We start from the raw sequence: 23,227 nt of genomic DNA on the forward strand, positions 1-23,227 counted from the left end.
CGGCTGTCGATCCGCCGATACCGGAAAAAATTTTAACGCGAGTACAATTCGACGATCATTTGCTCCGCGACCGGAACGTCGATTTCATCGCGGGCTGGCATGCGAACGATACGACCGGATTTTGCATTCAGATCACGCTCCAGCCATGCCAATACCGCCTTGCCTTCAGCTGCTTCAACAAGCTCTTTGATGCGCGGAGATTCCAGGCTGTTCTCATTGACCGCGATAACGTCTCCCGGCTTAGTCAGATACGACGGGATATCGACTCGCTTGCCGTTTACCGTAAAATGCCCGTGGCGCACAAGTTGGCGGGCTTCCGAACGGGAAGCGGCAAAGCCCAAACGGTACACAACATTGTCCAAACGGCTTTCCAGGAGCTGAAGCAATGTTTCGCCCGTAATCCCCTTACGGCGAGCGGCTTCCTCATAGTAACTGCGGAATTGCTTTTCGAGAACGCCGTATACCCGGCGTGCTTTTTGTTTCTCACGAAGTTGCAGTCCGTATTCGGACACTTTTTTGCGGCCTTGTCCGTGCTGGCCGGGAGCATACGGACGGCGGTCGATGGCACATTTGTCGCTGTAGCAGCGTTCACCTTTGAGATACAATTTTACGCCTTCACGCCGGCACAACCGACATACGGCACCTGTGTATCTTGCCATTCTAGTGTTGACACCTCCTGTTGAGTTTATACGGTTTGACGCATATTTGCGAACGTTTTTACACAAACTGAGAAGTTAGCCGTTTCAAACGTATCCGTTATACGCGACGGCGCTTTGGCGGACGGCAACCGTTGTGAGGAATCGGAGTGACATCACGAATCATCGCGACTTCCAAGCCCGCAGCTTGCAGAGAACGGATTGCCGCTTCACGTCCCGCCCCAGGCCCTTTCACGTATACTTCCACCGTCTTCATGCCGTGTTCCATTGCAGATTGAGCTGCGGCTTCGGCTGCCATTTGTGCAGCAAACGGAGTGGATTTGCGGGACCCTTTAAACCCGAGACCACCTGCGCTCGCCCAAGAGATTGCATTGCCGGCGGGGTCCGTAATGGTGACGATGGTGTTGTTAAACGTCGATTTAATATGCGCAATACCGGATTCGACATTTTTACGATCGCGGCGTTTTGTACGTGTCGCAGCTTTGCCACGACCTTTTACAGCTTTTGCCATTCGCTAACTACCCCCCTTGTTACTTCTTCTTGCCGGCAACTGTCCGGCGCGGCCCCTTGCGGGTACGAGCGTTTGTTTTTGTGCGCTGACCGCGAACCGGTAGACCTTTGCGATGGCGCACACCGCGGTAAGAGCCGATTTCGATCAGACGCTTGATGTTCAGAGCGATCTCACGACGAAGATCACCTTCCACTTTCAGGGTCTTGTCGATCGTTTCACGCAATTTGCTTACTTCTTCCTCCGTCAGGTCACGAACGCGTGTATCAGGATTGATTCCGGTCTCGGACAAAACTTTGTTGGAAGTTGCGCGACCGATACCGAAAATATAAGTTAAAGCGATTTCCACTCGCTTGTCACGCGGCAAGTCAACACCTGCAATACGTGCCATGTAACTGTTACACCTCCTAAAACAACATCAAAGTAAAATTATATACCAAGGATCACATGTATATCAAACAGCTCGGAGCCAAATAGGACCCCCTCACACCGATCAGGGGGCAGCCGCTCTATTTCTCCGCGCTGACCCATCACGAGGCGGAGTCGCATTACCCTTGTTTTTGCTTGTGTTTCGGATTTTCACAGATGACCATGACCGCCCCTTTGCGGCGGATGATCTTGCATTTTTCGCAAATGGGCTTCACTGACGGCCGTACCTTCATCGCGGTGATCCTCCCTTCATTAGGCAAGTCATTACTTAAACCGGTATGTGATGCGGCCACGCGTTAAATCGTATGGCGACAATTCCACCGTGACTCGGTCCCCGGGCAGAATGCGGATATAATTCATGCGAATCTTGCCTGACACATGGGCAAGCACTTTATGTCCATTCTCCAATTCAACCCGAAACATCGCGTTTGGCAAAGGTTCTATGACAGTGCCTTCAACTTCAATCACATCATCTTTCGCCATTCGTGAATCCCTCCTTCACCGAGGCATGATCCGGATTCATCCGATTCTTAAATCGATTGAGGCAGTATCGCAGCTTCGAATTGGTAACACGACCCGACTCCCGGATACTTTCAAAAACCTCCATTACAAACTCCCCTGTGAAACGGATGTGCTGGATGTTTTTCTTCTTGGCCTGGTCAAACTTTCGTTTGTCCCCATCGGCCAACAGCACAAACCGATCGTCCAACACGCTTATAATTATAGCGTATTTGCCAGCTTCACGCCCTTTTAAAACTTGCACGATCTGACCGACTAATGGTTCAGGTAACTCGACAGCCATCTTGGGTCACCTTACAGACGGGTTAAAATTTCCGGACCGTCTTCCGTTATCGCAACCGTGTGTTCAAAATGGGCAGCCAGCGATCCGTCGGCCGTTACAACCGTCCAGTTGTCCGCCAACGTTTTGCAATGGTAAGTCCCAACGTTAACCATCGGCTCAATCGCAAGCGTCATTCCGACTTTTAGCCGCGGCCCCCTGCCTGGCGGTCCATAGTTCGGAATCTGTGGATCTTCATGCATTTGTCTGCCGATTCCGTGGCCGACATAGTCACGGACAACGGAAAATCCGGCAGCTTCCACATGCCTTTGCACTGCATGGCCGATATCGGAGAGCCGGTTGCCTTCCCGAGCCTGCTCAATTCCTTTGAACAGAGATTCTTCGGTAACACGAAGCAGGCGAGTAGCCTCATCGGATATGGTTCCAACCGGATATGTCCACGCGGAGTCACCATGAAAACCGTGAATGCAAGCCCCGATGTCGATCGAGATAATGTCGCCTTCTTTTAATACCCGGTCACCCGGTATTCCATGGACCAATTCCTCATTCACAGACGTGCAGATCGAAGCCGGATAACCGTTATACCCTTTAAAAGAAGGAATAGCCCCATGTTTGCGAATGAATTCTTCCGCAATCCGATCCAGTTCTTTCGTCGTGATTCCAGGCCGAATGGCTTTGGCCAGCTCTTGATGAGCAAGCGCCACGATCCGACCGGCTTCCCGCATCATCTCCAGCTCAGTTTTCGACTTGCCAACAATCATTCCACACCTCGAAGGATGCTTGATATCTGCGTAAACACTTCGTCGATTTCAGCTTCTCCGTCAACGGTGCGCAGCAGACCTTTCGCTTCATAGAAGCTGAGCAACGGTTCCTGTTGCTTGATGTTTACATCGAGACGGGTTGCAACCGTTTCAACCGAATCGTCTGCACGCTGATACAGTTCGCCGCCGCATTTGTCGCATTTTCCTTCCGTTTGGGGAGGATTAAACAGTATATGGTAAGTGGAACCGCACGAACGGCAGATTCTGCGTCCCGTCAGACGTTCCAGCAAAGACTCCCGGTCGACGTCAAGGTGAATGACAACGTCAATCTTTCGTCCCATCTCGCCAAGCGCTTTGTCCAACGCCTCCGCTTGCGGAACCGTTCTCGGAAAACCGTCAAGCAGGAATCCTTTTTCCGTATCCGGACGGCTCAGACGTTCACGAACGATGCCAATCGTTACGTCATCCGGGACAAGTTGCCCCTTGTCAACATACTCTTTGGCCTTTAAGCCGAGCGGAGTGCCTTCCGCCATTGCCGCACGAAAAATATCGCCGGTCGAAATGTGAGGAATGCCAAACTCCTGTACGATTCTTTCCGCTTGAGTTCCTTTGCCTGCGCCAGGCAGACCCATAAAGATGACCTGCATGATCTCCCGCCTCCCTGATGAACATTGTCTTTTTAAGCAAGGTCCGCTTTTATGTTTCAACGGATAAACCCTCTGTAATGACGTTGCAACAATTGACTCTCCAGTTGCTTCATCGTCTCAAGCGCCACACTGACAACAATCAAAAGCGACGTGCCGCCAAAATACAAATTCAAAGTTGTAATGTTCGTGAAGAGAATTGGGAGAACTGACACAGCCGCTAGGAACAACGCACCCGCAAGGGTGATCCGGTTCATCACCCGGGTGATGAATAGCTCCGTCGGCTTTCCAGGACGGACGCCGGGAATATATCCCGAATTCTTCCGCATCTGGTCGGCCAACTGTTCCGGATTGATCTGTACCGCCGTATAGAAATACGTAAACCCGATAATCAATAACACTTCCAGTATCATGTACAGCCAATTGACCTTGTTCAAACTTGGGCTGAAATTCGCTACAATCCAGTTCGCCCAAGGCCTCGGCTGGAACCAACTCGCTAGGGTCGACGGAAAAATCAACAGCGAAGTTGCAAAAATCACCGGAATCACACCCGCTGCGTTCACCTTAAGCGGAATATGGGTGGATTGGCCGCCGTACATCCTGTGTCCGACACGTTTCGCATATTGAACGGGGATCCGGCGTACACCTTGCTGAACATAGATCACTCCAACGATTACCACAACAATTGCGACCAACAACAGCGCCACAAACACCAGATTCAAAAACAACCGTTCCGGATGCGCATAAAACCAGGTCGTATAGATTGCGTTAACCCCTCTCGGAATCTGCGCAATGATCCCGGCAAAGATAATGAGCGAAATTCCGTTGCCAATCCCTTTCTCGGTAATTTGCTCGCCCAACCACATCAAAAATGCTGTTCCCGCCGTCAGTGTGATGGCGATGAGTGCAAAAGTGGCAAATCCTTTATCAATGATCAATCCCGGTATCATCCGGTCAAATGACACAGAAAACCCGATCGCTTGGACCAATCCGAGGATGACCGTCAGGTAACGGGTAATCTGAGCCAATTTTTTGCGGCCGTGTTCCCCTTCCTTTGACCACTCCGCAAACTTGGGAATCACGTCCATCGACAGCAGTTGTACAATGATGGACGCGGTGATATAAGGTGTGATCGACATCGCGAAAATCGAGAAGTTTTGCAGTGCTCCGCCGGAGAACGTGTTCAGGATCCCCAAGAAAGCGTTCTGACTCGGGTCGAACAGCTTCGCGTTCACGTTGGGAACCGGAATGTAAGACCCGATGCGGAAAACTGCCAGCATGGCCAGCGTGAACAGTACACGCCGGCGCAAATCGGAAACCTTCCAGATATTCGCAAGGGTGGAAAACATTCAGATCACCTCAGCCTTACCGCCAGCAGCTTCAATCTTCTCAATTGCCGATGCGGAGAATCCTTGAGCTTGAACGGTAAGAGCAACCTTGACATCCCCTTGACCCAAGATTTTAACGCCGTCTTTCAGTTTTTTGATAACCTTGGCTTCCAAGAGCTTTTCAGGAGTTACAACGGTTCCGGCCTCGAAAACATTGAGTTTGGAAACGTTGACTTCCACCATCTCCTTTTTAAACGGAGCGTTCGTGAATCCGCGCTTTGGCAGACGGCGGTACAAAGGAGTTTGGCCGCCTTCAAAGCCGGGTCGCACTCCGCCGCCGGATCGGGCGTTTTGACCTTTGTGCCCGCGTCCCGAAGTTTTGCCAAGGCCAGAACCGATTCCACGCCCCACGCGCTTCCGGGGCTTTCTGGCACCGGCAGCCGGGCTGAGTTCATGCAGTTTCATACGTACACCTCCTTGAACTTACGCTTCTCGTTATTCCGAGATTTCTTTCACTTCAACGAGGTGGCTGACCTTTTTCACCATACCTCGAATGGCAGCATTGTCAGGTTGGACGACAGTTTGGCGAATCTTGCGAAGACCGAGGGTTTTCACGGTTAGGCGCTGGTCTTCCGGACGACCGATCAAACTGCGTTTGAGGGTAATCTCCAATTTTTTAGTCACGATATTCCCCTCCTTAACCCAGAAGCTCTTCCACAGTCTTGCCACGAAGCTTTGCAACTTCCTCCGGGCGCTTAAGCCGCTTCAGACCGTCCAGCGTTGCACGCACCATGTTCATGGCGTTCGAAGACCCGAGAGATTTGGTCACAATATCTTTCACACCCGCAAGCTCCAATACGGCGCGGGCGGGTCCTCCCGCAATCACTCCGGTACCTTCCGAAGCCGGCTTGATCAATACCTTGCCTGCTCCAAAGTGGCCGATTACTTCATGCGGAACGGTGGTTCCCATGATCGGAACCGAAATCAAGTTTTTCTTTGCATCCTCAATACCCTTCCGGATGGCATCCGGCACTTCAGCCGCTTTTCCAAGACCCGCGCCTACATGACCGTTTCCATCCCCCACAATAACGAGCGCCGAAAAACTGAAACGGCGACCGCCTTTTACAACTTTCGCCACGCGGTTGATGGCAACCACTTTTTCCGAAAGTTCAAGTTGATTCGGATCAATACGCATGTAGTTCCCTCCTTCGCGTTCAGAATTCCAGTCCTGCTTCCCGTGCAGCGTCAGCCAAGGCGCGGACCCGTCCATGATAGAGATAACCGCCGCGGTCAAACACCACAGCTTTGTATCCTTTCTCAAGCGCACGCTTCGCAACCAGTTCGCCGACTTTCTGAGCGGCTTCAATGTTGCCCCCGTTCTCCAGCTTGTCTTTAAGTTCCTTATCGATCGTTGATGCGGATACAAGCGTTACGCCTTTGGTGTCATCGATCAATTGCGCGTAAATGTGCTGGTTGGAACGAAATACGTTCAAACGAGGACGTTCAGCAGTGCCAAACACTTTCTTGCGCACGCGAATATGCCGGCGTTTCCGCGCAACGTTTTTGTCAGGCTTGGTGATCATTCCGTTTCACTCCCTTCAAGCTGTAAATCGATTATTTCTTGCCGGTTTTACCGACTTTCCGGCGGATGACTTCGTTTTCGTACTTGATGCCTTTCCCTTTGTAAGGCTCAGGCTCACGCAGAGAACGGATTTTTGCGGCTACCGCCCCAACTTGTTCCTTGTTGATGCCTTTGATCACCAGCTTGTTGGTGCCTTGCACATCGATTTCGATTCCCGCTTCCGGCACGACTTCCACAGGGTGGGAGAATCCGAGCGACAAGGTAACTTTATTGCCGGACTTTGCGGCACGATAACCCACACCGACAAGTTCCAGCGTTTTCTCAAAACCTTTGGTTACGCCTTCCACCATGTTGTTCACTACGGAGCGGGTTGTGCCGTGCAGGCTGCGATGCTGCTTTGCATCGGACGGACGATCGATTACGATTTGGTTGTTTTCGATCTTAACAATCATTTCTTTATTCAATTCACGGGTCAGCGTTCCCTTGGGGCCTTTGACCGTGATCGTCCCGTTGTCATATTTCACTTCCACGCCGCTTGGAATAACGATCGGTTTCTTTCCAATACGAGACACTGCGCTACACCTCCAATCTCGTCGACATTACCAAACGTAGCAGATCACTTCGCCGCCAACCTGGGAACGACGAGCTTCTTTATCGGTCATGACACCTTTTGATGTCGATAAAATTGCGATTCCCAACCCGCCAAGCACCCGCGGAATCTGTTCACGCTTCGCGTAGACGCGAAGGCCGGGCTTTGATATACGCTTCAGGCCGGTAATTACCCGTTCATTATTCGGTCCGTACTTAAGGAATATACGAATAATCCCCTGCTTGTTGTCGGGGATAAATTCCGTATCCCGAATGAATCCTTCACGTTTGAGGATTTCCGCAATTTGACGCTTGATGTTGGAACCCGGAATTTCAACTTTCTCGTGACCAACCATATTCGCGTTGCGGATTCGGGTAAGCATGTCTGCAATCGGATCAGTCATCACCATAACTGATTACCTCCTTCCTACGCTTCGATTACCAACTGGCTTTTTTCACGCCAGGCAATTGTCCCTTGTATGCAAGCTCACGGAAGCAAATCCGGCACATGCCGAATTTCCGCAATACGGAATGCGGACGTCCGCAGAGGCGGCAACGCGTGTATGCGCGTGTGCTAAACTTGGGCTTCCGTTGGGACTTGGCGATCATGGACTTTTTAGCCATTGATTTTTACCTCCCATTCGTTTGAAGCGCATTCCAACTGAGATCGTGTTTTGCACATTACGACTGACGGAACGGCATTCCGAGTTGTGCCAGCAGCTCGCGAGCTTCTTCGTCCGTTTTTGCGGTTGTTACGAATACGACGTCCATTCCGCGGATCTTATCGATTTTATCGTAATCGATTTCCGGGAAAATCAGCTGTTCTCTCAAACCGAGCGTATAGTTTCCGCGTCCGTCAAAAGCTTTCGGAGAAACACCGCGGAAGTCGCGTACCCGCGGCAGTGCGACATTGAACAGCTTATCCATGAAATGATACATGCGTTCGCCGCGCAGCGTGACTTTCACTCCAATTGGCATACCTTCGCGCAGTTTAAAGCCGGCGATCGACTTTTTGGCGCGGGTGACAACCGGCTTTTGCCCGGTAATCTGCTGGATGTCTTCAACGGTTGCGTCCAACGCTTTCGGGTTTTGAATCGCTTCGCCAAGACCTACGTTGATGACGACTTTTTCCACCTTGGGGACTTGCATGATATTTTTATAGTTAAATTTCTGCATCAAGGTAGGCACAACTTCTTTTTTGAACTGTTCTTCCAAACGTGCCAAAGATAAAACCTCCTTCCTTCACCTGGTTACTTGTCGAGCACTTCACCAGATTTTTTCGCGTACCGAACTTTCTTGCCGTCTTTCAAGATTTTTTTGCCGATACGGGTCGGTTCCCCCGTCTTGGGATCCAGGATCATCACATTGGATGCGTGAATCGGAGCTTCCTTTTCGATGATGCCGCCTTGCGGATAGGCCTGATTCGGACGGGTATGGCGCTTGATCATGTTGACGCCCTCGACAAGAACCCGGCCTTCGGACGGATAAGCTTCAAGAATCTTGCCTTTCTTACCTTTATCTTTGCCGGCGATGACCATCACCTCATCGCCTTTGCGCACATGCAATTTTGCTTTGGACATCCAACACACCTCCTCGGATGTGATCGCATCTTTGGCTCTTACAACACTTCCGGAGCCAGGGAGATGATTTTCATAAAATCTTTGTCACGGAGCTCGCGGGCAACCGGCCCGAAAATACGGGTGCCGCGCGGGCTCTTATCGTCTTTGATGATAACGGCCGCATTTTCGTCAAACCGGATGTAGGATCCGTCTTCACGGCGCACACCGCGTTTCGAGCGAACGATTACAGCCTTCACTACGTCACCCTTCTTGACAACGCCTCCGGGTGTTGCGCTCTTCACGGAAGCAACGATGATATCGCCGATGTTTGCCGAACGACGGTTGGACCCCCCCAGTACCCGGAAACACATGATTTCTTTTGCACCGGAGTTGTCAGCCACAACAAGTCGAGTTTGCGGTTGAATCATGGAAGTACCTCCTCCCGATTACAGGATAACTGCCTTTTCAACCACTTCAACCAAACGCCAGCGCTTGTCTTTGGACAAGGGACGGGTTTCCATGATTTTTACGATATCGCCGATTTTCGCCGTATTGTTTTCGTCGTGAGCCTTGAATTTCTTGGTCCGTTTGATGGTCTTTCCGTACAACGGATGCTTTACCGCTTGTTCCACAGCCACAACGATCGTTTTGTCCATTTTGTCAGAAACGACTTTTCCTACGCGAACTTTACGATAATTACGCTCTACGCTCATCGCCATCCTCCTTCCGCACGCGGATTACCCGATCCCGAGTTCACGTTCTCTAAGGATTGTTTTAGCGCGGGCAATGTCTTTCCGAACCTCGCGAATCCGATGCGGATTCTCCAGTTGGCCCGTAGCCAATTGGAAACGCAGATTGAAAAGCTCTTCTTTCAAAGAGTTGACTTTGTGCTCAATTTCCGCAGTGGACAACTCACGAAGATCTTTAGCTTTCATCCGCCTCACCACCCACTTCTTCACGTTTTACAAACTTGCATTTAATCGGCAGCTTATGCATGGCAAGGCGCATTGCTTCGCGAGCGACTTCTTCGCTGACGCCTGCCAGTTCGAACATGATGCGCCCCGGTTTCACAACCGCGACCCACTTCTCCGGGGAACCTTTACCGGCACCCATCCGGGTTTCAGCAGGCTTTGCGGTAATCGGGGTGGACGGGAAAATTTTGATCCACACTTTACCGCCTCGGCGGATGTAACGGGTCATCGCAATACGGGCAGCTTCAATTTGGCGGTTCGTGATCCACGCCGGTTCGAGGGCTTGCAAACCGTATTCGCCAAAGGTTACCTCGTTACCCGCCTTCGATTTACCTCTCAGGTCGGGACGGTGCGTTTTGCGGTGTTTTGTGCGCTTTGGCATCAACATGGCTTATTTACCCCCTTCTTCGACGGCAGCTTTGTTGCCACCTTTGGTCGGAAGCACCTGGCCTCGGTAAATCCACACTTTTACGCCGATACGTCCGTATGTGGTGTGCGCCTCCGCAGTCGCATAATCAATGTCTGCACGCAGCGTATGCAGCGGTACCGTACCTTCCGAATAACCTTCCGTACGCGCGATTTCGGCACCAGCCAGACGGCCCGACACCTGAACTTTAATCCCCTTTGCTCCTGCACGCATCGTCCGTTGAATGGCTTGTTTCATCGCCCGGCGAAAAGCGACGCGCCGTTCGAGTTGTTGCGCAATGCTGTCCGCCACAAGCTGCGCATTCAATTCGGGAGTTTTGATCTCCGTAATGTTGATGTGAACCCGCTTGCCGGTCATTTTGTTCAGCAGGTTCCGCAAGGCGTCAACTTCCGCGCCGCCTTTCCCGATTACCATCCCCGGCTTCGCGGTGTGAATATTGACGTTTACCCGATTTGCCGCCCGTTCGATTTCAACGGATGCAACGGACGCGTCTTTCAGACGATTGAAAATGGTGTCCCGAATCTTGATGTCTTCGTGCAACAGCTCGGTATAATCCTTTTTGTCGGCGAACCATTTGGATTCCCAGCCGCGAATAATTCCGATCCGGAGACCTACTGGGTTAACCTTCTGTCCCATTCGTTATCCCTCCTTACTTGTCGCTTACCACCACAGTAATGTGGCTTGTACGCTTATGAATCCGAGAAGCGCGTCCTTGCGCACGGGGACGGAAACGCTTCAAAGTCGGTCCTTGGTCCACGTAAATCTGGCTGATTACCAGATCATCCACATCCATGTTATAGTTATGGTCCGCATTGGCAATTGCCGACTTGAGAACCTTTTCCACAACCGGAGAAGCCGCTTTGGGCGTATGCTTTAAGATGGCAATCGCTTCACCGACTTTTTTGCCGCGGATCAAATCTACAACCAAACGAACCTTGCGTGGCGCAATTCGCACATAACGTGCTACAGCTTTAGCTTCCATCATGAGACCTCCTCTCTACCCGGACATCATTTACCGGCGAGACGCTTTTTCGTCACCCGCATGGCCCTTAAACGTACGAGTAGGCGCGAACTCACCGAGTTTATGGCCGACCATGTCTTCCGTTACATAAACAGGTACATGTTTGCGTCCATCGTACACTGCAAACGTATGCCCTACGAATTGCGGAAAAATTGTGGAACGTCGGGACCAAGTCTTAATCACTTTTTTTTCGCCGGAAGCATTCATCGCTTCGACTTTTTTCATCAGATGATCGTCAACAAACGGTCCTTTTTTCAGCGAACGACCCATTAAGGTACCTCCCTTCAGACCAGCCTACTTTTTGCGAGGACGAACGATATATTTATTGGACGGCTTGTTCTTCTTGCGCGTCTTCTTGCCCAAGGTCGGCTTCCCCCACGGCGAAAGTGGAGATTTGCGTCCGATCGGCGCACGGCCTTCACCACCACCGTGCGGGTGATCGTTCGGGTTCATGACTACACCGCGAACCGTCGGGCGTTTGCCGAGCCAACGGGAACGTCCGGCCTTCCCGATATTGACATTTTCGTGGTCAAGATTGCCCACTTGGCCGATCGTCGCGCGGCATTCCCCGCGGATCAAACGAACTTCACCGGATGAAAGACGCACATGACAGTATTCGCCTTCCTTCGCAAGAAGCTGCGCTTCCGCGCCCGCAGCACGCGCCAATTGACCGCCTTTTCCGGGCTTCAATTCGATGTTATGAATGATGGTGCCCACCGGAATATTGATCAGCGGAAGCGCGTTTCCGACTTTGATATCCGCATCAGGACCGGAGTAAATCGTGTCGCCCACTTGCAGGCCCAGCGGGGCGAGAATATACCGTTTTTCACCGTCAGCATAGTTGATTAACGCAATGTTTGCGGAACGGTTCGGGTCATATTCAATCGTCGCTACGCGACCCGGAATCCCGTCTTTATTGCGCTTGAAGTCAATGACCCGATATTGCCGCTTGTGACCGCCGCCGTGATGACGGGTCGTAATCTTGCCTTGATTGTTACGACCTGCATTTTTTTTCAGCGGTTCAAGGAGAGATTTTTCGGGTTTGTCGGTTGTGATCTCTTCGAACGTCAAAACGGACATGAAACGACGTCCGGGAGATGTGGGTTTGTATTTTTTGATTCCCACTTGAATACCCTCCTTTACTTGTTAAGTTTCCGTACCTCATTGCTTTGATTGGTCTCGCCCATTCGAACGATCAGGCGCTTCTGTGCCTGAACGCCACTCGTAGCGTTGGGCGAAAATACCTGAATATGCTGCAACGCTTGCCGTTACTTTGGCAGATAGGGATTAAACGAACGAAATCGGCTTCGAATCGGGAGCCAAAGTCACGATCGCTTTTTTCCATTCGGAAGTCATCCCGACGTAACGGCCTACGCGTTTGCGTTTGCCGGGTACACGCATCGTGTTGACCTTTGCGACTTTGACGCCAAAAATGTCTTCGACCGCTTTTTTGATCTCCGTTTTGTTCGCCTTCAAATCGACCTCGAAGGTGAATTTGTTTTCTTCCATCAAATTCGTGGAGCGCTCGGTAATGACTGGGCGCTTGATGATATCACGTGGATTTCTCATTACGCGAACACCTCCTCCACTTTTGCAACCGCATCTTTGGTGATGACCAAAGAATCATGGTTCAGCAAGTCATATACATTGATTCCCGTAGCCGAGACAAACTTCACGCCCGGAATGTTGCGGGCGGAGAGCGCAGCGTTTGTATTGGTCTCCATATCGACAACAAGCGCTTTTTTCGCGGCGTTCACATTTTGTAGAACACGCGCCATTTCTTTCGTTTTCGGAACATCGAAATTTAATGAATCGAGGACGATGATCGAGTTGTCGATCACTTTCGAAGAAAGAGCGGACTTCAAGGCCAGACGGCGAACTTTCTTTGGCAACTTGTAAGCGTACGAGCGCGGCGTTGGCCCGAATACCGTACCGCCACCAACCCATTGCGGAGCGCGGATTGAGCCGTGCCGGGCACGACCGGTACCTTTTTGCCGCCACGGCTTACGACCGCCACCGCTGACTTCCGAACGGTTTTTCACATCGTGGGTGCCGCGGCGAAGGCTTGCCAACTGCATAACAACCGCTTCATGCAGCACGTGCTTGTTCGGTTCAATTCCAAAAACGGAATCCGCCAACTCAATTTCTCCCACTTGCTTGCCTTCCATATTCAAAACAGGAACTTTCGGCATGGATGTTTCCCCCTTTCCTCAAGCGTTTATTTCACGGATTTGACAGCCGTCTTGATTGTAACGAACGAGTTTTTCGGACCGGGAACCGAACCTTTTACCAAAATCAGGTTCCGTTCCGGATCAACTTTTACAACCTCAAGATTTTGAACCGTTACGCGCTCGCCCCCCATACGTCCCGGCAGCGTTTGACCTTTGAACACGCGGTTGGGATTGATGGAACCCAGCGAACCCGGCCCACGATGATAACGGGAGCCGTGTGCCATCGGACCGCGAGCTTGGTTGTGGCGTTTAATGGCACCCGCAAAGCCTTTCCCCTTCGAGATCCCTACCACGTCAACCACGTCACCGGCAGCAAAAACGTCAGCCTTCAAAACTTGGCCGATTTCGTATTGCGCGAGATCTACGCCGCGAAGCTCGCGAACATACCGCTTCGGGGTTGTTCCGGCCTTTGCGGCGTGTCCGCTTTCCGGTTTGTTTGCACGCTTTTTATCAGCAAAGCCGAGTTGCACGGCTTCATATCCGTCATTTTGCAAATCCTTCTTTTGGAGAACGACACACGGACCGGCTTCAATCACCGTTACCGGCACAACGTTTCCTTCTTCGGTGAAAACCTGGGTCATACCCAATTTGCGTCCCAAGATGCCTTTCATTGTTACACCTCCCAAAAAATCGAATCATTCTCCCCAAAGGCGAAGGGACAGAGGATTCTTCTTGCAAATCAACTCATTCGGGTGTATCGCACTGGTTTTACAGTTTGATCTCGATATCCACACCGGACGGCAGATCGAGACGCATAAGTGCATCGACAGTCTGCGGCGTAGGATTGACAATATCGATCAAACGCTTATGCGTCCGCATTTCGAACTGTTCGCGCGAATCCTTGTATTTGTGCGGCGCACGCAGAATCGTGATCACTTGCTTCTCGGTCGGAAGCGGGATCGGTCCCGATACGGCAGCCCCGGAACGTTTGGCGGTCTCAACGATCTTCTCGGCGGAAGTGTCGAGCACCTTGTGATCGAACGCTTTCAAGCGAATGCGGATTTTTTGTTTTGCCATATGAATTCCCTCCTTTATCGCCCCATTATCTGGACATACTCCGCGAAAATTCACCTGATCGGCCCCGCATATGGCAGTTATGACGGTGCATCAGCAACCTTTCGCATCATCGCAGCCTAAGACCAACAATACGAAATTATACAAAAAACTTTCCCAAAAGACAATGTATTTTTTAAAAAATCGCATAAAAAGTCTTAAAAAACCGGGCCTAAGAGGCCCGGTTCTATTTGTTGGTTACTTCGTGATGGATACTACGACACCCGCACCGACCGTGCGTCCGCCTTCACGGATAGCAAAGCGGGTACCTTCTTCCAACGCGATCGGAGAGATCAATTCTACATCCATGGTAACATTGTCGCCAGGCATAACCATTTCCGTGCCTTCCGGCAACTTGACTACTCCCGTTACGTCGGTGGTGCGAACGTAGAATTGCGGGCGATAGCCGTTGAAGAACGGAGTATGACGACCGCCTTCTTCTTTGGTCAACACGTATACTTCAGCTTTGAATTGAGTATGCGGCTTGATGGAACCCGGCTTGACCAACACTTGACCGCGTTCGATTTCCTTACGGTCGACACCGCGGAGCAAGGCTCCAATGTTGTCACCCGCTTGTGCGGAATCGAGCAACTTGCGGAACATTTCGATGCCGGTTGCAACCGTCTTTTTGGTTTCTTCAGCAAGACCAACGATTTCCACTTCGTCACCGACTTTGAGTTCACCGCGCTCAACGCGTCCGGTGGCAACGGTACCGCGACCGGTAATGGTGAACACGTCTTCGACCGGCATCAGGAACGGCTTGTCAATTTCACGAGCAGGTTCCGGAATGTAGTTATCGACAGCGTCCATCAACTCGTCGATTTTCTTAGCCCATTCGCCGTCCGGATTTTCCAAGGCTTCTTTTGCGGAACCGCGAATAACCGGAACTTCGTCCCCCGGGAATTCGTATTCGGAGAGAAGGTCACGAATCTCCATTTCAACAAGATCCAGGAGTTCTTCATCGTCAACCATGTCACACTTGTTCATGAATACGACGATGTACGGAACGCCTACCTGACGGGAGAGCAGGATGTGCTCGCGCGTTTGCGGCATCGGACCGTCAGCGGCGGACACCACCAGAATCGCGCCGTCCATCTGAGCGGCACCGGTGATCATGTTCTTCACGTAGTCGGCATGGCCCGGACAGTCAACGTGGGCATAGTGACGCTTTGCGGTTTCGTATTCAACGTGGGCGGTATTGATGGTAATACCGCGTTCGCGCTCTTCCGGAGCTTTGTCGATCGCGTCGTACGCCATAGCCTGCGCTTGACCGCGCTTCGCAAGAACGGTGGTAATGGCGGCGGTCAGGGTGGTCTTGCCGTGGTCAACGTGACCGATGGTGCCGATATTCACGTGCGGCTTGGTACGCTCAAATTTAGCTTTTGCCATTTTGTTTCACTCCTCATTTTTTATTTCAGGGAATTACCCCTTGTTTTTTGCAATAATCTCTTGCGCAATATTTTTCGGAACTTCTTCGTAGCTGTGGAATTCCATCGAGTAGGTCCCACGCCCCTGCGTACGGGAACGCAGGGAGGTTGCGTAACCGAACATTTCGGCAAGCGGCACAAAGCCTCGGATGATCTGTGCACCCGGGACGGCTTCCATGCCTTCAATGCGTCCGCGGCGGGAGTTGATGTCCCCCATGATGTCTCCCATGTATTCTTCCGGCACAGTCACTTCCACCTTCATGATCGGCTCAAGCAACACCGGATCCGCTTTGGCCGCACCCGCTTTCAGCGCCATGGAGCCGGCGATTTTGAACGCCATTTCCGAGGAGTCGACATCGTGGTAGGAACCGTCAACCAGAGCAACCTTGATGTCGATCAACGGGTAACCAGCAAGGACACCATTTTCCATCGCTTCTTGAACACCTTCGTCAACAGCCGGAATGTATTCCTTCGGAACCACACCGCCGACAATCTTGTTTTCGAAGATGTAACCCTGCCCGCGCTCAAGCGGCTCAATTTCCAGCCATACGTGACCGTATTGACCTTTACCGCCGGACTGGCGAACAAATTTGCCTTCAATTTTGGTTTTGCCTTTAATGGTCTCTTTATAGGCAACCTGCGGTTTACCGACGTTGGCTTCCACTTTAAACTCGCGCTGCAAACGGTCAACAATGATTTCCAGATGCAATTCACCCATCCCGGAAATAATCGTCTGCCCGGTTTCCTGATCGGTATGCGTTTTGAATGTCGGGTCTTCCTCTGCAAGTTTTGCCAGCGCCAAGCCCATTTTGTCCTGATCCGCCTTGGTCTTTGGTTCGATCGCGACTGAAATAACCGGTTCCGGGAACTCCATGGACTCCAGAATCACCACATTCTTTTCGTCACATAGCGTATCCCCGGTCGTGGTGTCCTTCAGACCGACAGCCGCCGCAATGTCACCCGCATAAACCGATGAAATCTCTTCCCGATGGTTTGCGTGCATTTGCAAAATCCGGCCGATCCGTTCACGTTTGTTTTTCGTGGAATTCAAGACATAGGAACCGGAATTCAGCACACCGGAATACACGCGGAAAAATGCGAGTTTTCCAACGTACGGGTCGGTCATGATCTTGAACGCAAGCGCGGCAAACGGCTCATCGTCGCTTGACTTGCGGGTCGTTTCCGTACCGTCTTCCCTTACACCCTTAACGTCCGGAATGTCGATCGGAGCCGGCAGGTAATCGACCACTGCGTCAAGCATCGGCTGGACGCCTTTATTTTTGTAAGAAGAACCGCAGAGAACCGGAACGATTTGACCGTTGATGGTTCCTTTGCGAAGAGCCGCCTTGATTTCTTCCGTGGTCAACTCTTCTCCCTCAAGGTATTTCATCATCAGCTCTTCATCGAGTTCTGCCACCGCTTCCACGAGTTTCAGGCGATATTCTTCCGCCAGTTCTTTCATCTCATCGGGAATTTCCCGCGCTTCGGAAACTTTTCCAAGGTCATCGGTATAGATGATCGCCTTCATTTCCACAAGGTCGACCATGCCAACAAAGGTGTCTTCAGCACCGATCGGCAATTGAATGGGCACCGCGTTCTTTTTCAGACGTTCGCGCATTTGTTTGACGGCACGATAGAAATCGGCGCCGATAATATCCATCTTGTTTACGTAAGCGATACGGGGCACCCCATACTTGTCCGCCTGACGCCAAACGGTCTCGGATTGCGGTTCTACCCCGCCTTTCGCGCAGAAAACGCCAACGGCGCCGTCAAGCACACGCAAGGACCGTTCCACTTCAACCGTGAAGTCCACGTGTCCAGGCGTATCGATAATATTAATGCGATGCCCTTTCCATTGACAGGTTGTCGCCGCAGAGGTAATCGTAATTCCGCGTTCCTGTTCTTGAACCATCCAGTCCATTGTAGCGGCGCCTTCGTGCACTTCACCGATTTTGTGAACCCGTCCGGTGTAAAACAAAATCCGCTCCGTGGTGGTGGTTTTGCCCGCATCAATATGTGCCATAATTCCTATGTTTCTTGTTTTTTCTAACGGAAACTCACGAGCCATTCGATTGCCTCCTTTCTTCACATAAGTAGCAGGAGGGCCGGAGCGACCCTTTTTATATTACCAACGATAGTGAGCAAACGCTTTGTTCGCCTCAGCCATCTTATGGGTATCTTCACGCTTCTTGACAGCAGCCCCCGTATTGTTGGCCGCATCGAGAATTTCGTTTGCAAGCTTTTCTTGCATCGTCTTTTCTCCACGCAGGCGGGCATAGTTAACCAACCAACGAATCCCAAGAGTGGTTCGGCGTTCAGGACGCACCTCGACCGGAACTTGATAGTTCGCACCGCCCACGCGGCGAGCTTTTACCTCGAGAACCGGCATGATGTTTTTCAAGGCAGCTTCGAACACTTCCATCGGGTCTTTGCCGGATTTCTCGCGAACGGTTTCGAGAGCTTTGTACACGATCCGTTCAGCCACGCCTTTTTTCCCGTCCTTCATCACCTTGTTGATCAAACGGCTAACCAGCGTGCTGTTGTATACCGGATCCTCAATTACTTCACGACGGGGCACCGGACCTTTACGCGGCATACAGATTCCCCCCCTTCCCAAAATTTATCCTAGTTTGTTTGATTGACAGATTAAGACTTGGCTTTCGGACGTTTCGTGCCGTACTTGGAACGCCCTTGCATGCGGTCCTTCACGCCGGCGGTGTCAAGCGCCCCCCGCACAATATGGTAGCGAACTCCCGGAAGATCCTTTACACGACCACCACGGACAAGAACGACAGAGTGTTCCTGCAAGTTGTGCCCGATACCCGGGATATAAGCCGTTACTTCAATCCCGTTTGTCAAACGCACACGCGCATATTTCCGCAGCGCGGAATTCGGTTTTTTCGGCGTCATTGTTCCCACGCGGGTGCACACACCGCGTTTTTGGGGAGACGGCTGATTGGTCTGCACCTTCTCAAAGCTGTTGTAGCCTTTTTGCAGCGCCGGAGCGGTCGACTTCTTCTCCACCGCCTTGCGGCCTTTTCGAACCAATTGGTTAATTGTCGGCATCAATTTACACCCCCTTCCACATCTTCAAGCCCACAGAGCCTGGTGGTTCATCAACAATCAAATAAATAACAGCCGAAATCAATACGGTCACAAAAACCGTTCTACAATTCCAACTGTTAATCACGCAGGATCGCCGCAGCAGCAGCGCCTACTTCTATTCCACAGGCCCTACCCAGTTGCTTCATGGAATTCACCCAGAAAACAGGTGTCTTCGTGGCTTCACACAGATGCAAGATCCGATCTATGATCTTCTTGTCCGCATCTTTCGCAACAAACACTTCCTTTGCAGCAGATTGCTCTAGGGCCTTTGTTGTCTGATTCGTGCCAATCGCAACGTTTTTGGCACTTCGAATGCGCTCGTAAGGCATTCGACAACCCCCTTCGCAACAAGATACACTGCAGGACCGTGAGCACACTAACACATTCTATCAGCCTTAGGATTCCATGTCAACAAATTCACGGTAATCGGTTCGTAAGAAATTTACACCCGGCGGGCCAAGCCCGCCGAGAATAAATCCGTTATCATTCTACAACGGTTTCGACTTCGCGCTCCACTTGAACTTCTTCCCCGGCTGCCGGTTGTTTTGCCGCCGTTTCCTCTTCGCCTTCCAGTTTAATGTTGCGGTAGCGCGACATACCGGTACCGGCGGGAACCAACTTTCCGATAATTACATTTTCTTTCAGGCCCAACAAACGGTCGACCTTGCCTTTGATCGCAGCCTCGGTAAGAACCCTTGTGGTCTCTTGGAAAGAAGCAGCCGACAGGAAGGAATCCGTTTCCAACGACGCCTTTGTAATCCCCAAAAGTGCCGGTCGGCCAACAGCCGGTTCCTTGTCTTCCATTAAAGCCCGGAGATTCGCTTCTTCAAATTCGTGCAAATCGACATACGTACCGGGCAGCAAATCCGTATCACCGCTTTCGATAACACGGATTTTGCGGAGCATTTGACGCACCATCACTTCGATATGCTTGTCGTTGATATCCACACCTTGCAAACGGTACACCCGCTGAACCTCGCGCAAAAGGTAGTTTTGAACCCCACGCAGGCCTTTCACTTTCAACATGTCCTTCGGATCAACGGAACCCTCTGTCAACTCGTCTCCCGCTTCCACTTTCTGGCCTACGACAACACGTATGCGTGATCCGTAAGAAACCGGATAGACTTTTGTTTCCGCTTCGCTGGTAATTTCGATCTCCCGTTTGTCTTTGCCCTCCCGAATATCGGTCACTTCACCGTCCATCTCGGTAATAATCGCCTGTCCCTTCGGGTTGCGTGCTTCAAACAGTTCTTGGATGCGCGGCAAACCTTGTGTAATGTCGTCCCCTGCGACACCCCCCGTGTGGAAGGTACGCATCGTCAGCTGGGTACCCGGTTCACCGATTGACTGAGCGGCGATAATTCCCACCGCTTCCCCGATTTCAACCATTTTACCGGTTGCCAAGTTGCGGCCGTAGCATTTGATGCAAACGCCATGCTTGGTACGGCAGGAAAGAACCGAACGAATGCGGACCTGCTTGATACCGGCCTCCACAATGCGCCGTGCTTTTTCTTCGGTAATCAGTTCGTTTTTCGCGACGAGCAACTCTCCGGTCTCCGGATGTTTTACGTTCTCAAACGCAACCCGGCCGTTGATCCGGTCATACAGATCCTCGATCACTTCTTTGCCGTCACGGATCTCGTCAACCACAATCCCTTTGTCGGTACCGCAATCGACCTGACGGACAATGACGTCTTGCGCGACATCGACCAGACGGCGCGTCAAGTATCCCGAGTCCGCTGTACGGAGAGCCGTATCCGCAAGACCTTTGCGGGCGCCATGCGTCGAATGGAAGTATTCCAAAACCGTCAAGCCTTCACGGAAGTTTGATTTGATCGGCAACTCGATGATGCGCCCGGACGGATTGGCCATCAAACCGCGCATTCCCGCCAGCTGCGTAATCTGTGACACGTTACCACGTGCTCCGGAGTTCGCCATCATATAGATCGGGTTAAACCGGTCCAGCGATTTCATCAGTACCTCGGTAATCTGGTCTTTCGCTTTGCTCCAGATTGAGATTACGCGGTCATACCGCTCTTCGTCGGTGATCAGGCCGCGCCGGTATTGGTTGGTTACCGTTTGCACCTTTTGTTCCGCGTCTGCCAAGATCTCTTTTTTCTGCTCGGGAATCGTAATATCGGCAACCGAAATCGTAATCCCCGCTTTGGTCGAATACGAGAACCCGAGCGCTTTGATCTTGTCGAGAATTTCAGCCGTTTGCGTCGTGCCGTAACGGTTGAACACTTCGGAGATAATCGTGCCGAGAAACCCTTTGATTACCGCGTTTTGTACCGGAAGTTCCCGCACGCGGCTCTTGATGTCAACGCCTTTTTCAAGGATGAAGAATTCGTCCGGTACGCCCTCCAACAAATTCTTCTTGTCTCCAATGTTGATATACGGAAAATCTTTCGGGAAGATCTCGTTGAAAATGATCTTTCCAACCGTCGTAATCAGCAGTCCCCGTTCCTGTTCGGGGGTGAACGTCGTTTTCCCCAGGGATCTCACCGGGATGCAGACGCGTGCGTGAAGCCCCACTTGCCCGGACTGATAAGCGAGAATCGCCTCGTGCGGAGTTGCAAACACACGCCCTTCCCCTTCCGCGCCCGGTTTGTCGATGGTCAGGTAGTAAGAACCCAAGACCATGTCCTGTGTCGGAGTAACAACCGGCTTACCGTCTTTCGGGTTCAAAATGTTATGCGCCGCAAGCATCAGCAAGCGGGCTTCCGCCTGTGCCTCCGCCGACAGCGGTACGTGAACGGCCATTTGGTCCCCGTCAAAATCGGCGTTGTACGCGGTACAAACCAGCGGGTGTAGCTTGATGGCGCGGCCTTCCACGAGAACAGGTTCAAAGGCCTGAATCCCCAGACGATGGAGAGTCGGGGCCCGGTTAAGCAGCACCGGATGCTCGCGGATCACTTCTTCCAAGACATCCCATACTTCCGGCGAAACTCTTTCCACTTTGCGTTTCGCCGATTTAATGTTATGCGCCAGCCCCTTCGCGACAAGTTCCTTCATGACAAACGGCTTGAACAATTCCAACGCCATCTCTTTCGGGAGGCCGCATTGGTACATCCGCAGGTGCGGCCCCACCACAATCACGGAGCGGCCGGAATAGTCCACGCGTTTCCCAAGCAGATTTTGGCGGAACCGCCCTTGCTTTCCTTTCAGCATATGGGACAGTGACTTCAGCGGCCGGTTGCCCGGTCCGGTGACCGGCCGGCCGCGTCGGCCGTTGTCAATCAACGCGTCAACCGCTTCCTGCAGCATGCGCTTCTCGTTTTGCACAATGATGTCAGGCGCGCCAAGATCGAGCAGACGCTTTAAACGATTGTTCCGGTTGATGACGCGGCGGTACAAATCGTTCAGGTCGGAGGTCGCAAACCGCCCGCCATCCAATTGCACCATCGGCCGCAGTTCCGGCGGAATCACCGGCAACACGTCGAGGATCATCCACTCCGGACGGTTGCCGGATGTACGGAACGCCTCCAGCACCTCCAACCGCTTGATCGCACGGTTGCGTCTTTGGCCTTGCGCCGTTTTCAGTTCGTCTTTAAGCTGTTCCACTTCTTTATCAAGATCGATATCGAGCAGCAGCTTTTTGATCGCTTCCGCTCCCATGCCCGCTTGGAACGCATAGCCGTATTTTTCGCGATGGGCACGGTATTCTTTTTCGGAGAGCAGCTGCTTCTTCTCCAAGGGAGTGTCGCCCGGATCCGTCACTACGTACGACGCGAAGTAAATCACTTCTTCCAAGGCCCTTGGCGACATATCGAGAATCAGGCCCATCCGGCTCGGAATCCCTTTGAAAAACCAGATATGAGAAACGGGAGCGGCAAGTTCGATATGCCCCATCCGTTCGCGGCGCACCTTGGCCCGCGTTACCTCCACGCCGCACCGGTCGCAAACAACGCCTTTGTAACGCACGCGCTTGTATTTGCCGCAATGACATTCCCAGTCGCGCGTCGGGCCAAAGATTTTTTCGCAGAAGAGTCCTTCTTTTTCGGGTTTCAACGTCCGGTAGTTGATCGTCTCAGGTTTTTTCACTTCTCCATGAGACCAGGAACGTATTTTCTCAGGAGATGCCAACCCAATTTTCATAAACTCAAAATGATTGACGTCCAGCAAAGGGCTTTACCTC

General features: G+C 51.8%; 36 protein-coding genes. All 36 read right to left on the minus strand.

Going from position 1 to position 23,227, the window contains the following annotated elements; translation table 11 throughout:
• Nucleotides 1–32 precede the first annotated feature (32 nt).
• Nucleotides 33–659, minus strand: a complete 627-nt coding sequence (gene rpsD, locus AC4ED1_RS12255) for a 30S ribosomal protein S4 (RefSeq protein WP_490938996.1) — start codon at nt 657–659, stop codon at nt 33–35.
• Between the two features lie 97 nt (nt 660–756).
• Nucleotides 757–1,167 (minus strand): 30S ribosomal protein S11, encoded by a 411-nt coding sequence (gene rpsK, locus AC4ED1_RS12260; RefSeq protein ID WP_490938998.1) that lies wholly within the window; start codon nt 1,165–1,167, stop codon nt 757–759.
• A gap of 19 nt (nt 1,168–1,186) precedes the next feature.
• Entirely contained in the window at nt 1,187–1,555 is a 369-nt protein-coding gene (gene rpsM / locus AC4ED1_RS12265; RefSeq protein WP_490939000.1) for a 30S ribosomal protein S13, read from the minus strand.
• Nucleotides 1,556–1,712: 157 nt separating this feature from the next.
• Nucleotides 1,713–1,826 carry a 50S ribosomal protein L36 gene (gene rpmJ / locus AC4ED1_RS12270; protein WP_018131305.1) on the minus strand — a complete coding sequence of 38 codons (114 nt, stop codon included), beginning with the start codon at nt 1,824–1,826 and terminating at the stop codon, nt 1,713–1,715.
• 31 nt (nt 1,827–1,857) lie between these two features.
• Nucleotides 1,858–2,076 carry a translation initiation factor IF-1 gene (gene infA, locus AC4ED1_RS12275; protein WP_018131304.1) on the minus strand — a complete coding sequence of 73 codons (219 nt, stop codon included), beginning with the start codon at nt 2,074–2,076 and terminating at the stop codon, nt 1,858–1,860.
• Entirely contained in the window at nt 2,063–2,395 is a 333-nt protein-coding gene (locus AC4ED1_RS12280; RefSeq protein WP_490939003.1) for a KOW motif-containing protein, read from the minus strand. Before AC4ED1_RS12280 ends, infA begins: the two co-directional genes overlap by 14 nt.
• Before the next feature lie 11 nt (nt 2,396–2,406).
• Nucleotides 2,407–3,153, minus strand: a complete 747-nt coding sequence (map, locus tag AC4ED1_RS12285; protein ID WP_490939005.1) for a type I methionyl aminopeptidase — start codon at nt 3,151–3,153, stop codon at nt 2,407–2,409.
• On the minus strand, nt 3,150–3,800 hold the full coding sequence (locus tag AC4ED1_RS12290) for an adenylate kinase (RefSeq protein ID WP_490939007.1): 651 nt from the start codon (nt 3,798–3,800) through the stop codon (nt 3,150–3,152). Before AC4ED1_RS12290 ends, map begins: the two co-directional genes overlap by 4 nt.
• Nucleotides 3,801–3,856: 56 nt before the next feature.
• The gene (gene secY, locus AC4ED1_RS12295) at nt 3,857–5,146 is read right to left on the minus strand and encodes a preprotein translocase subunit SecY (protein WP_490939009.1); all 1,290 of its coding nucleotides are present in this window, start codon (nt 5,144–5,146) and stop codon (nt 3,857–3,859) included.
• Entirely contained in the window at nt 5,147–5,590 is a 444-nt protein-coding gene (rplO, locus tag AC4ED1_RS12300) for a 50S ribosomal protein L15 (protein ID WP_490939011.1), read from the minus strand.
• Between the two features lie 30 nt (nt 5,591–5,620).
• Nucleotides 5,621–5,809 carry a 50S ribosomal protein L30 gene (gene rpmD / locus AC4ED1_RS12305; protein ID WP_490939013.1) on the minus strand — a complete coding sequence of 63 codons (189 nt, stop codon included), beginning with the start codon at nt 5,807–5,809 and terminating at the stop codon, nt 5,621–5,623.
• 13 nt (nt 5,810–5,822) lie between these two features.
• Complete coding sequence (rpsE, locus tag AC4ED1_RS12310; protein ID WP_490939015.1) at nt 5,823–6,320, minus strand: 30S ribosomal protein S5; 498 nt, start codon at nt 6,318–6,320, stop codon at nt 5,823–5,825.
• 19 nt (nt 6,321–6,339) lie between these two features.
• Entirely contained in the window at nt 6,340–6,708 is a 369-nt protein-coding gene (rplR, locus tag AC4ED1_RS12315; protein ID WP_490939017.1) for a 50S ribosomal protein L18, read from the minus strand.
• A 31-nt stretch (nt 6,709–6,739) separates the two neighbouring features.
• Nucleotides 6,740–7,279 (minus strand): 50S ribosomal protein L6, encoded by a 540-nt coding sequence (gene rplF / locus AC4ED1_RS12320; protein WP_490939019.1) that lies wholly within the window; start codon nt 7,277–7,279, stop codon nt 6,740–6,742.
• 27 nt (nt 7,280–7,306) lie between these two features.
• On the minus strand, nt 7,307–7,705 hold the full coding sequence (gene rpsH, locus AC4ED1_RS12325) for a 30S ribosomal protein S8 (RefSeq protein ID WP_490939021.1): 399 nt from the start codon (nt 7,703–7,705) through the stop codon (nt 7,307–7,309).
• Between the two features lie 28 nt (nt 7,706–7,733).
• Nucleotides 7,734–7,919 (minus strand): type Z 30S ribosomal protein S14, encoded by a 186-nt coding sequence (locus AC4ED1_RS12330; RefSeq protein ID WP_490939023.1) that lies wholly within the window; start codon nt 7,917–7,919, stop codon nt 7,734–7,736.
• Between the two features lie 57 nt (nt 7,920–7,976).
• On the minus strand, nt 7,977–8,519 hold the full coding sequence (gene rplE, locus AC4ED1_RS12335; protein WP_490939025.1) for a 50S ribosomal protein L5: 543 nt from the start codon (nt 8,517–8,519) through the stop codon (nt 7,977–7,979).
• 26 nt (nt 8,520–8,545) lie between these two features.
• Nucleotides 8,546–8,860, minus strand: coding sequence for a 50S ribosomal protein L24 (rplX, locus tag AC4ED1_RS12340; RefSeq protein WP_490939108.1), 315 nt, complete (start codon nt 8,858–8,860; stop codon nt 8,546–8,548).
• Nucleotides 8,861–8,913: 53 nt separating this feature from the next.
• Nucleotides 8,914–9,282, minus strand: a complete 369-nt coding sequence (gene rplN, locus AC4ED1_RS12345) for a 50S ribosomal protein L14 (RefSeq protein ID WP_490939027.1) — start codon at nt 9,280–9,282, stop codon at nt 8,914–8,916.
• A gap of 18 nt (nt 9,283–9,300) precedes the next feature.
• On the minus strand, nt 9,301–9,567 hold the full coding sequence (gene rpsQ / locus AC4ED1_RS12350) for a 30S ribosomal protein S17 (RefSeq protein ID WP_490939029.1): 267 nt from the start codon (nt 9,565–9,567) through the stop codon (nt 9,301–9,303).
• 24 nt (nt 9,568–9,591) lie between these two features.
• Nucleotides 9,592–9,789: a 50S ribosomal protein L29 gene (rpmC, locus tag AC4ED1_RS12355; RefSeq protein WP_490939031.1), complete on the minus strand. Its 198-nt coding sequence runs from the start codon at nt 9,787–9,789 to the stop codon at nt 9,592–9,594.
• Nucleotides 9,779–10,213 carry a 50S ribosomal protein L16 gene (gene rplP / locus AC4ED1_RS12360; RefSeq protein WP_490939033.1) on the minus strand — a complete coding sequence of 145 codons (435 nt, stop codon included), beginning with the start codon at nt 10,211–10,213 and terminating at the stop codon, nt 9,779–9,781. The genes rpmC and rplP overlap by 11 nt, the downstream gene beginning before the upstream one ends.
• Before the next feature lie 3 nt (nt 10,214–10,216).
• Nucleotides 10,217–10,888: a 30S ribosomal protein S3 gene (rpsC, locus tag AC4ED1_RS12365; protein ID WP_490939035.1), complete on the minus strand. Its 672-nt coding sequence runs from the start codon at nt 10,886–10,888 to the stop codon at nt 10,217–10,219.
• Nucleotides 10,889–10,901: 13 nt separating this feature from the next.
• Nucleotides 10,902–11,234, minus strand: coding sequence for a 50S ribosomal protein L22 (gene rplV, locus AC4ED1_RS12370; protein ID WP_490939037.1), 333 nt, complete (start codon nt 11,232–11,234; stop codon nt 10,902–10,904).
• 30 nt (nt 11,235–11,264) lie between these two features.
• Entirely contained in the window at nt 11,265–11,543 is a 279-nt protein-coding gene (rpsS, locus tag AC4ED1_RS12375) for a 30S ribosomal protein S19 (protein WP_490939039.1), read from the minus strand.
• A 24-nt stretch (nt 11,544–11,567) separates the two neighbouring features.
• Nucleotides 11,568–12,398 carry a 50S ribosomal protein L2 gene (gene rplB / locus AC4ED1_RS12380; protein WP_490939041.1) on the minus strand — a complete coding sequence of 277 codons (831 nt, stop codon included), beginning with the start codon at nt 12,396–12,398 and terminating at the stop codon, nt 11,568–11,570.
• A gap of 162 nt (nt 12,399–12,560) precedes the next feature.
• Complete coding sequence (gene rplW / locus AC4ED1_RS12385; RefSeq protein ID WP_490939043.1) at nt 12,561–12,842, minus strand: 50S ribosomal protein L23; 282 nt, start codon at nt 12,840–12,842, stop codon at nt 12,561–12,563.
• Nucleotides 12,842–13,465: a 50S ribosomal protein L4 gene (gene rplD, locus AC4ED1_RS12390; protein WP_490939045.1), complete on the minus strand. Its 624-nt coding sequence runs from the start codon at nt 13,463–13,465 to the stop codon at nt 12,842–12,844. Before rplD ends, rplW begins: the two co-directional genes overlap by 1 nt.
• Nucleotides 13,466–13,491: 26 nt before the next feature.
• Complete coding sequence (gene rplC / locus AC4ED1_RS12395; protein WP_490939047.1) at nt 13,492–14,115, minus strand: 50S ribosomal protein L3; 624 nt, start codon at nt 14,113–14,115, stop codon at nt 13,492–13,494.
• 97 nt (nt 14,116–14,212) lie between these two features.
• Nucleotides 14,213–14,521 carry a 30S ribosomal protein S10 gene (gene rpsJ, locus AC4ED1_RS12400; RefSeq protein ID WP_490939049.1) on the minus strand — a complete coding sequence of 103 codons (309 nt, stop codon included), beginning with the start codon at nt 14,519–14,521 and terminating at the stop codon, nt 14,213–14,215.
• A gap of 234 nt (nt 14,522–14,755) precedes the next feature.
• Complete coding sequence (gene tuf / locus AC4ED1_RS12405) at nt 14,756–15,946, minus strand: elongation factor Tu (RefSeq protein ID WP_490939051.1); 1,191 nt, start codon at nt 15,944–15,946, stop codon at nt 14,756–14,758.
• Nucleotides 15,947–15,979: 33 nt separating this feature from the next.
• Nucleotides 15,980–18,052 (minus strand): elongation factor G, encoded by a 2,073-nt coding sequence (gene fusA, locus AC4ED1_RS12410; protein ID WP_490939053.1) that lies wholly within the window; start codon nt 18,050–18,052, stop codon nt 15,980–15,982.
• Between the two features lie 57 nt (nt 18,053–18,109).
• A complete protein-coding gene (gene rpsG, locus AC4ED1_RS12415) occupies nt 18,110–18,580 on the minus strand; it encodes a 30S ribosomal protein S7 (protein WP_490939055.1) in 471 nt (156 codons plus the stop codon).
• Nucleotides 18,581–18,630: 50 nt separating this feature from the next.
• Nucleotides 18,631–19,050, minus strand: coding sequence for a 30S ribosomal protein S12 (gene rpsL, locus AC4ED1_RS12420; RefSeq protein WP_490939057.1), 420 nt, complete (start codon nt 19,048–19,050; stop codon nt 18,631–18,633).
• A gap of 116 nt (nt 19,051–19,166) precedes the next feature.
• Nucleotides 19,167–19,418: a ribosomal L7Ae/L30e/S12e/Gadd45 family protein gene (locus AC4ED1_RS12425; protein ID WP_490939059.1), complete on the minus strand. Its 252-nt coding sequence runs from the start codon at nt 19,416–19,418 to the stop codon at nt 19,167–19,169.
• A gap of 154 nt (nt 19,419–19,572) precedes the next feature.
• Nucleotides 19,573–23,214, minus strand: coding sequence for a DNA-directed RNA polymerase subunit beta' (rpoC, locus tag AC4ED1_RS12430; RefSeq protein WP_490939061.1), 3,642 nt, complete (start codon nt 23,212–23,214; stop codon nt 19,573–19,575).
• Nucleotides 23,215–23,227 lie beyond the last annotated feature (13 nt).

This window comes from Effusibacillus sp. SKA8 (genome assembly GCF_058273125.1).

What these genes read in the sequence shown, in the direction of transcription:
- rpsD (WP_490938996.1), bottom strand. Translation starts at nt 659, where the DNA reads ATGGCAAGATACACAGGTGCCGTATGTCGGTTGTGCCGGCGTGAAGGC.
- rpsK (WP_490938998.1), bottom strand. Translation starts at nt 1,167, where the DNA reads ATGGCAAAAGCTGTAAAAGGTCGTGGCAAAGCTGCGACACGTACAAAA.
- rpsM (WP_490939000.1), bottom strand. Translation starts at nt 1,555, where the DNA reads ATGGCACGTATTGCAGGTGTTGACTTGCCGCGTGACAAGCGAGTGGAA.
- rpmJ (WP_018131305.1), bottom strand. Translation starts at nt 1,826, where the DNA reads ATGAAGGTACGGCCGTCAGTGAAGCCCATTTGCGAAAAATGCAAGATC.
- infA (WP_018131304.1), bottom strand. Translation starts at nt 2,076, where the DNA reads ATGGCGAAAGATGATGTGATTGAAGTTGAAGGCACTGTCATAGAACCT.
- AC4ED1_RS12280 (WP_490939003.1), bottom strand. Translation starts at nt 2,395, where the DNA reads ATGGCTGTCGAGTTACCTGAACCATTAGTCGGTCAGATCGTGCAAGTT.
- map (WP_490939005.1), bottom strand. Translation starts at nt 3,153, where the DNA reads ATGATTGTTGGCAAGTCGAAAACTGAGCTGGAGATGATGCGGGAAGCC.
- AC4ED1_RS12290 (WP_490939007.1), bottom strand. Translation starts at nt 3,800, where the DNA reads ATGCAGGTCATCTTTATGGGTCTGCCTGGCGCAGGCAAAGGAACTCAA.
- secY (WP_490939009.1), bottom strand. Translation starts at nt 5,146, where the DNA reads ATGTTTTCCACCCTTGCGAATATCTGGAAGGTTTCCGATTTGCGCCGG.
- rplO (WP_490939011.1), bottom strand. Translation starts at nt 5,590, where the DNA reads ATGAAACTGCATGAACTCAGCCCGGCTGCCGGTGCCAGAAAGCCCCGG.
- rpsE (WP_490939015.1), bottom strand. Translation starts at nt 6,320, where the DNA reads ATGCGTATTGATCCGAATCAACTTGAACTTTCGGAAAAAGTGGTTGCC.
- rplR (WP_490939017.1), bottom strand. Translation starts at nt 6,708, where the DNA reads ATGATCACCAAGCCTGACAAAAACGTTGCGCGGAAACGCCGGCATATT.
- rpsH (WP_490939021.1), bottom strand. Translation starts at nt 7,705, where the DNA reads ATGGTGATGACTGATCCGATTGCAGACATGCTTACCCGAATCCGCAAC.
- AC4ED1_RS12330 (WP_490939023.1), bottom strand. Translation starts at nt 7,919, where the DNA reads ATGGCTAAAAAGTCCATGATCGCCAAGTCCCAACGGAAGCCCAAGTTT.
- rplN (WP_490939027.1), bottom strand. Translation starts at nt 9,282, where the DNA reads ATGATTCAACCGCAAACTCGACTTGTTGTGGCTGACAACTCCGGTGCA.
- rpsQ (WP_490939029.1), bottom strand. Translation starts at nt 9,567, where the DNA reads ATGAGCGTAGAGCGTAATTATCGTAAAGTTCGCGTAGGAAAAGTCGTT.
- rpmC (WP_490939031.1), bottom strand. Translation starts at nt 9,789, where the DNA reads ATGAAAGCTAAAGATCTTCGTGAGTTGTCCACTGCGGAAATTGAGCAC.
- rplP (WP_490939033.1), bottom strand. Translation starts at nt 10,213, where the DNA reads ATGTTGATGCCAAAGCGCACAAAACACCGCAAAACGCACCGTCCCGAC.
- rpsC (WP_490939035.1), bottom strand. Translation starts at nt 10,888, where the DNA reads ATGGGACAGAAGGTTAACCCAGTAGGTCTCCGGATCGGAATTATTCGC.
- rplV (WP_490939037.1), bottom strand. Translation starts at nt 11,234, where the DNA reads ATGGAAGCTAAAGCTGTAGCACGTTATGTGCGAATTGCGCCACGCAAG.
- rpsS (WP_490939039.1), bottom strand. Translation starts at nt 11,543, where the DNA reads ATGGGTCGTTCGCTGAAAAAAGGACCGTTTGTTGACGATCATCTGATG.
- rplW (WP_490939043.1), bottom strand. Translation starts at nt 12,842, where the DNA reads ATGAGAAATCCACGTGATATCATCAAGCGCCCAGTCATTACCGAGCGC.
- rplD (WP_490939045.1), bottom strand. Translation starts at nt 13,465, where the DNA reads ATGCCGAAAGTTCCTGTTTTGAATATGGAAGGCAAGCAAGTGGGAGAA.
- rplC (WP_490939047.1), bottom strand. Translation starts at nt 14,115, where the DNA reads ATGAAAGGCATCTTGGGACGCAAATTGGGTATGACCCAGGTTTTCACC.
- rpsJ (WP_490939049.1), bottom strand. Translation starts at nt 14,521, where the DNA reads ATGGCAAAACAAAAAATCCGCATTCGCTTGAAAGCGTTCGATCACAAG.
- tuf (WP_490939051.1), bottom strand. Translation starts at nt 15,946, where the DNA reads ATGGCAAAAGCTAAATTTGAGCGTACCAAGCCGCACGTGAATATCGGC.
- fusA (WP_490939053.1), bottom strand. Translation starts at nt 18,052, where the DNA reads ATGGCTCGTGAGTTTCCGTTAGAAAAAACAAGAAACATAGGAATTATG.
- rpsG (WP_490939055.1), bottom strand. Translation starts at nt 18,580, where the DNA reads ATGCCGCGTAAAGGTCCGGTGCCCCGTCGTGAAGTAATTGAGGATCCG.
- rpsL (WP_490939057.1), bottom strand. Translation starts at nt 19,050, where the DNA reads ATGCCGACAATTAACCAATTGGTTCGAAAAGGCCGCAAGGCGGTGGAG.
- AC4ED1_RS12425 (WP_490939059.1), bottom strand. Translation starts at nt 19,418, where the DNA reads ATGCCTTACGAGCGCATTCGAAGTGCCAAAAACGTTGCGATTGGCACG.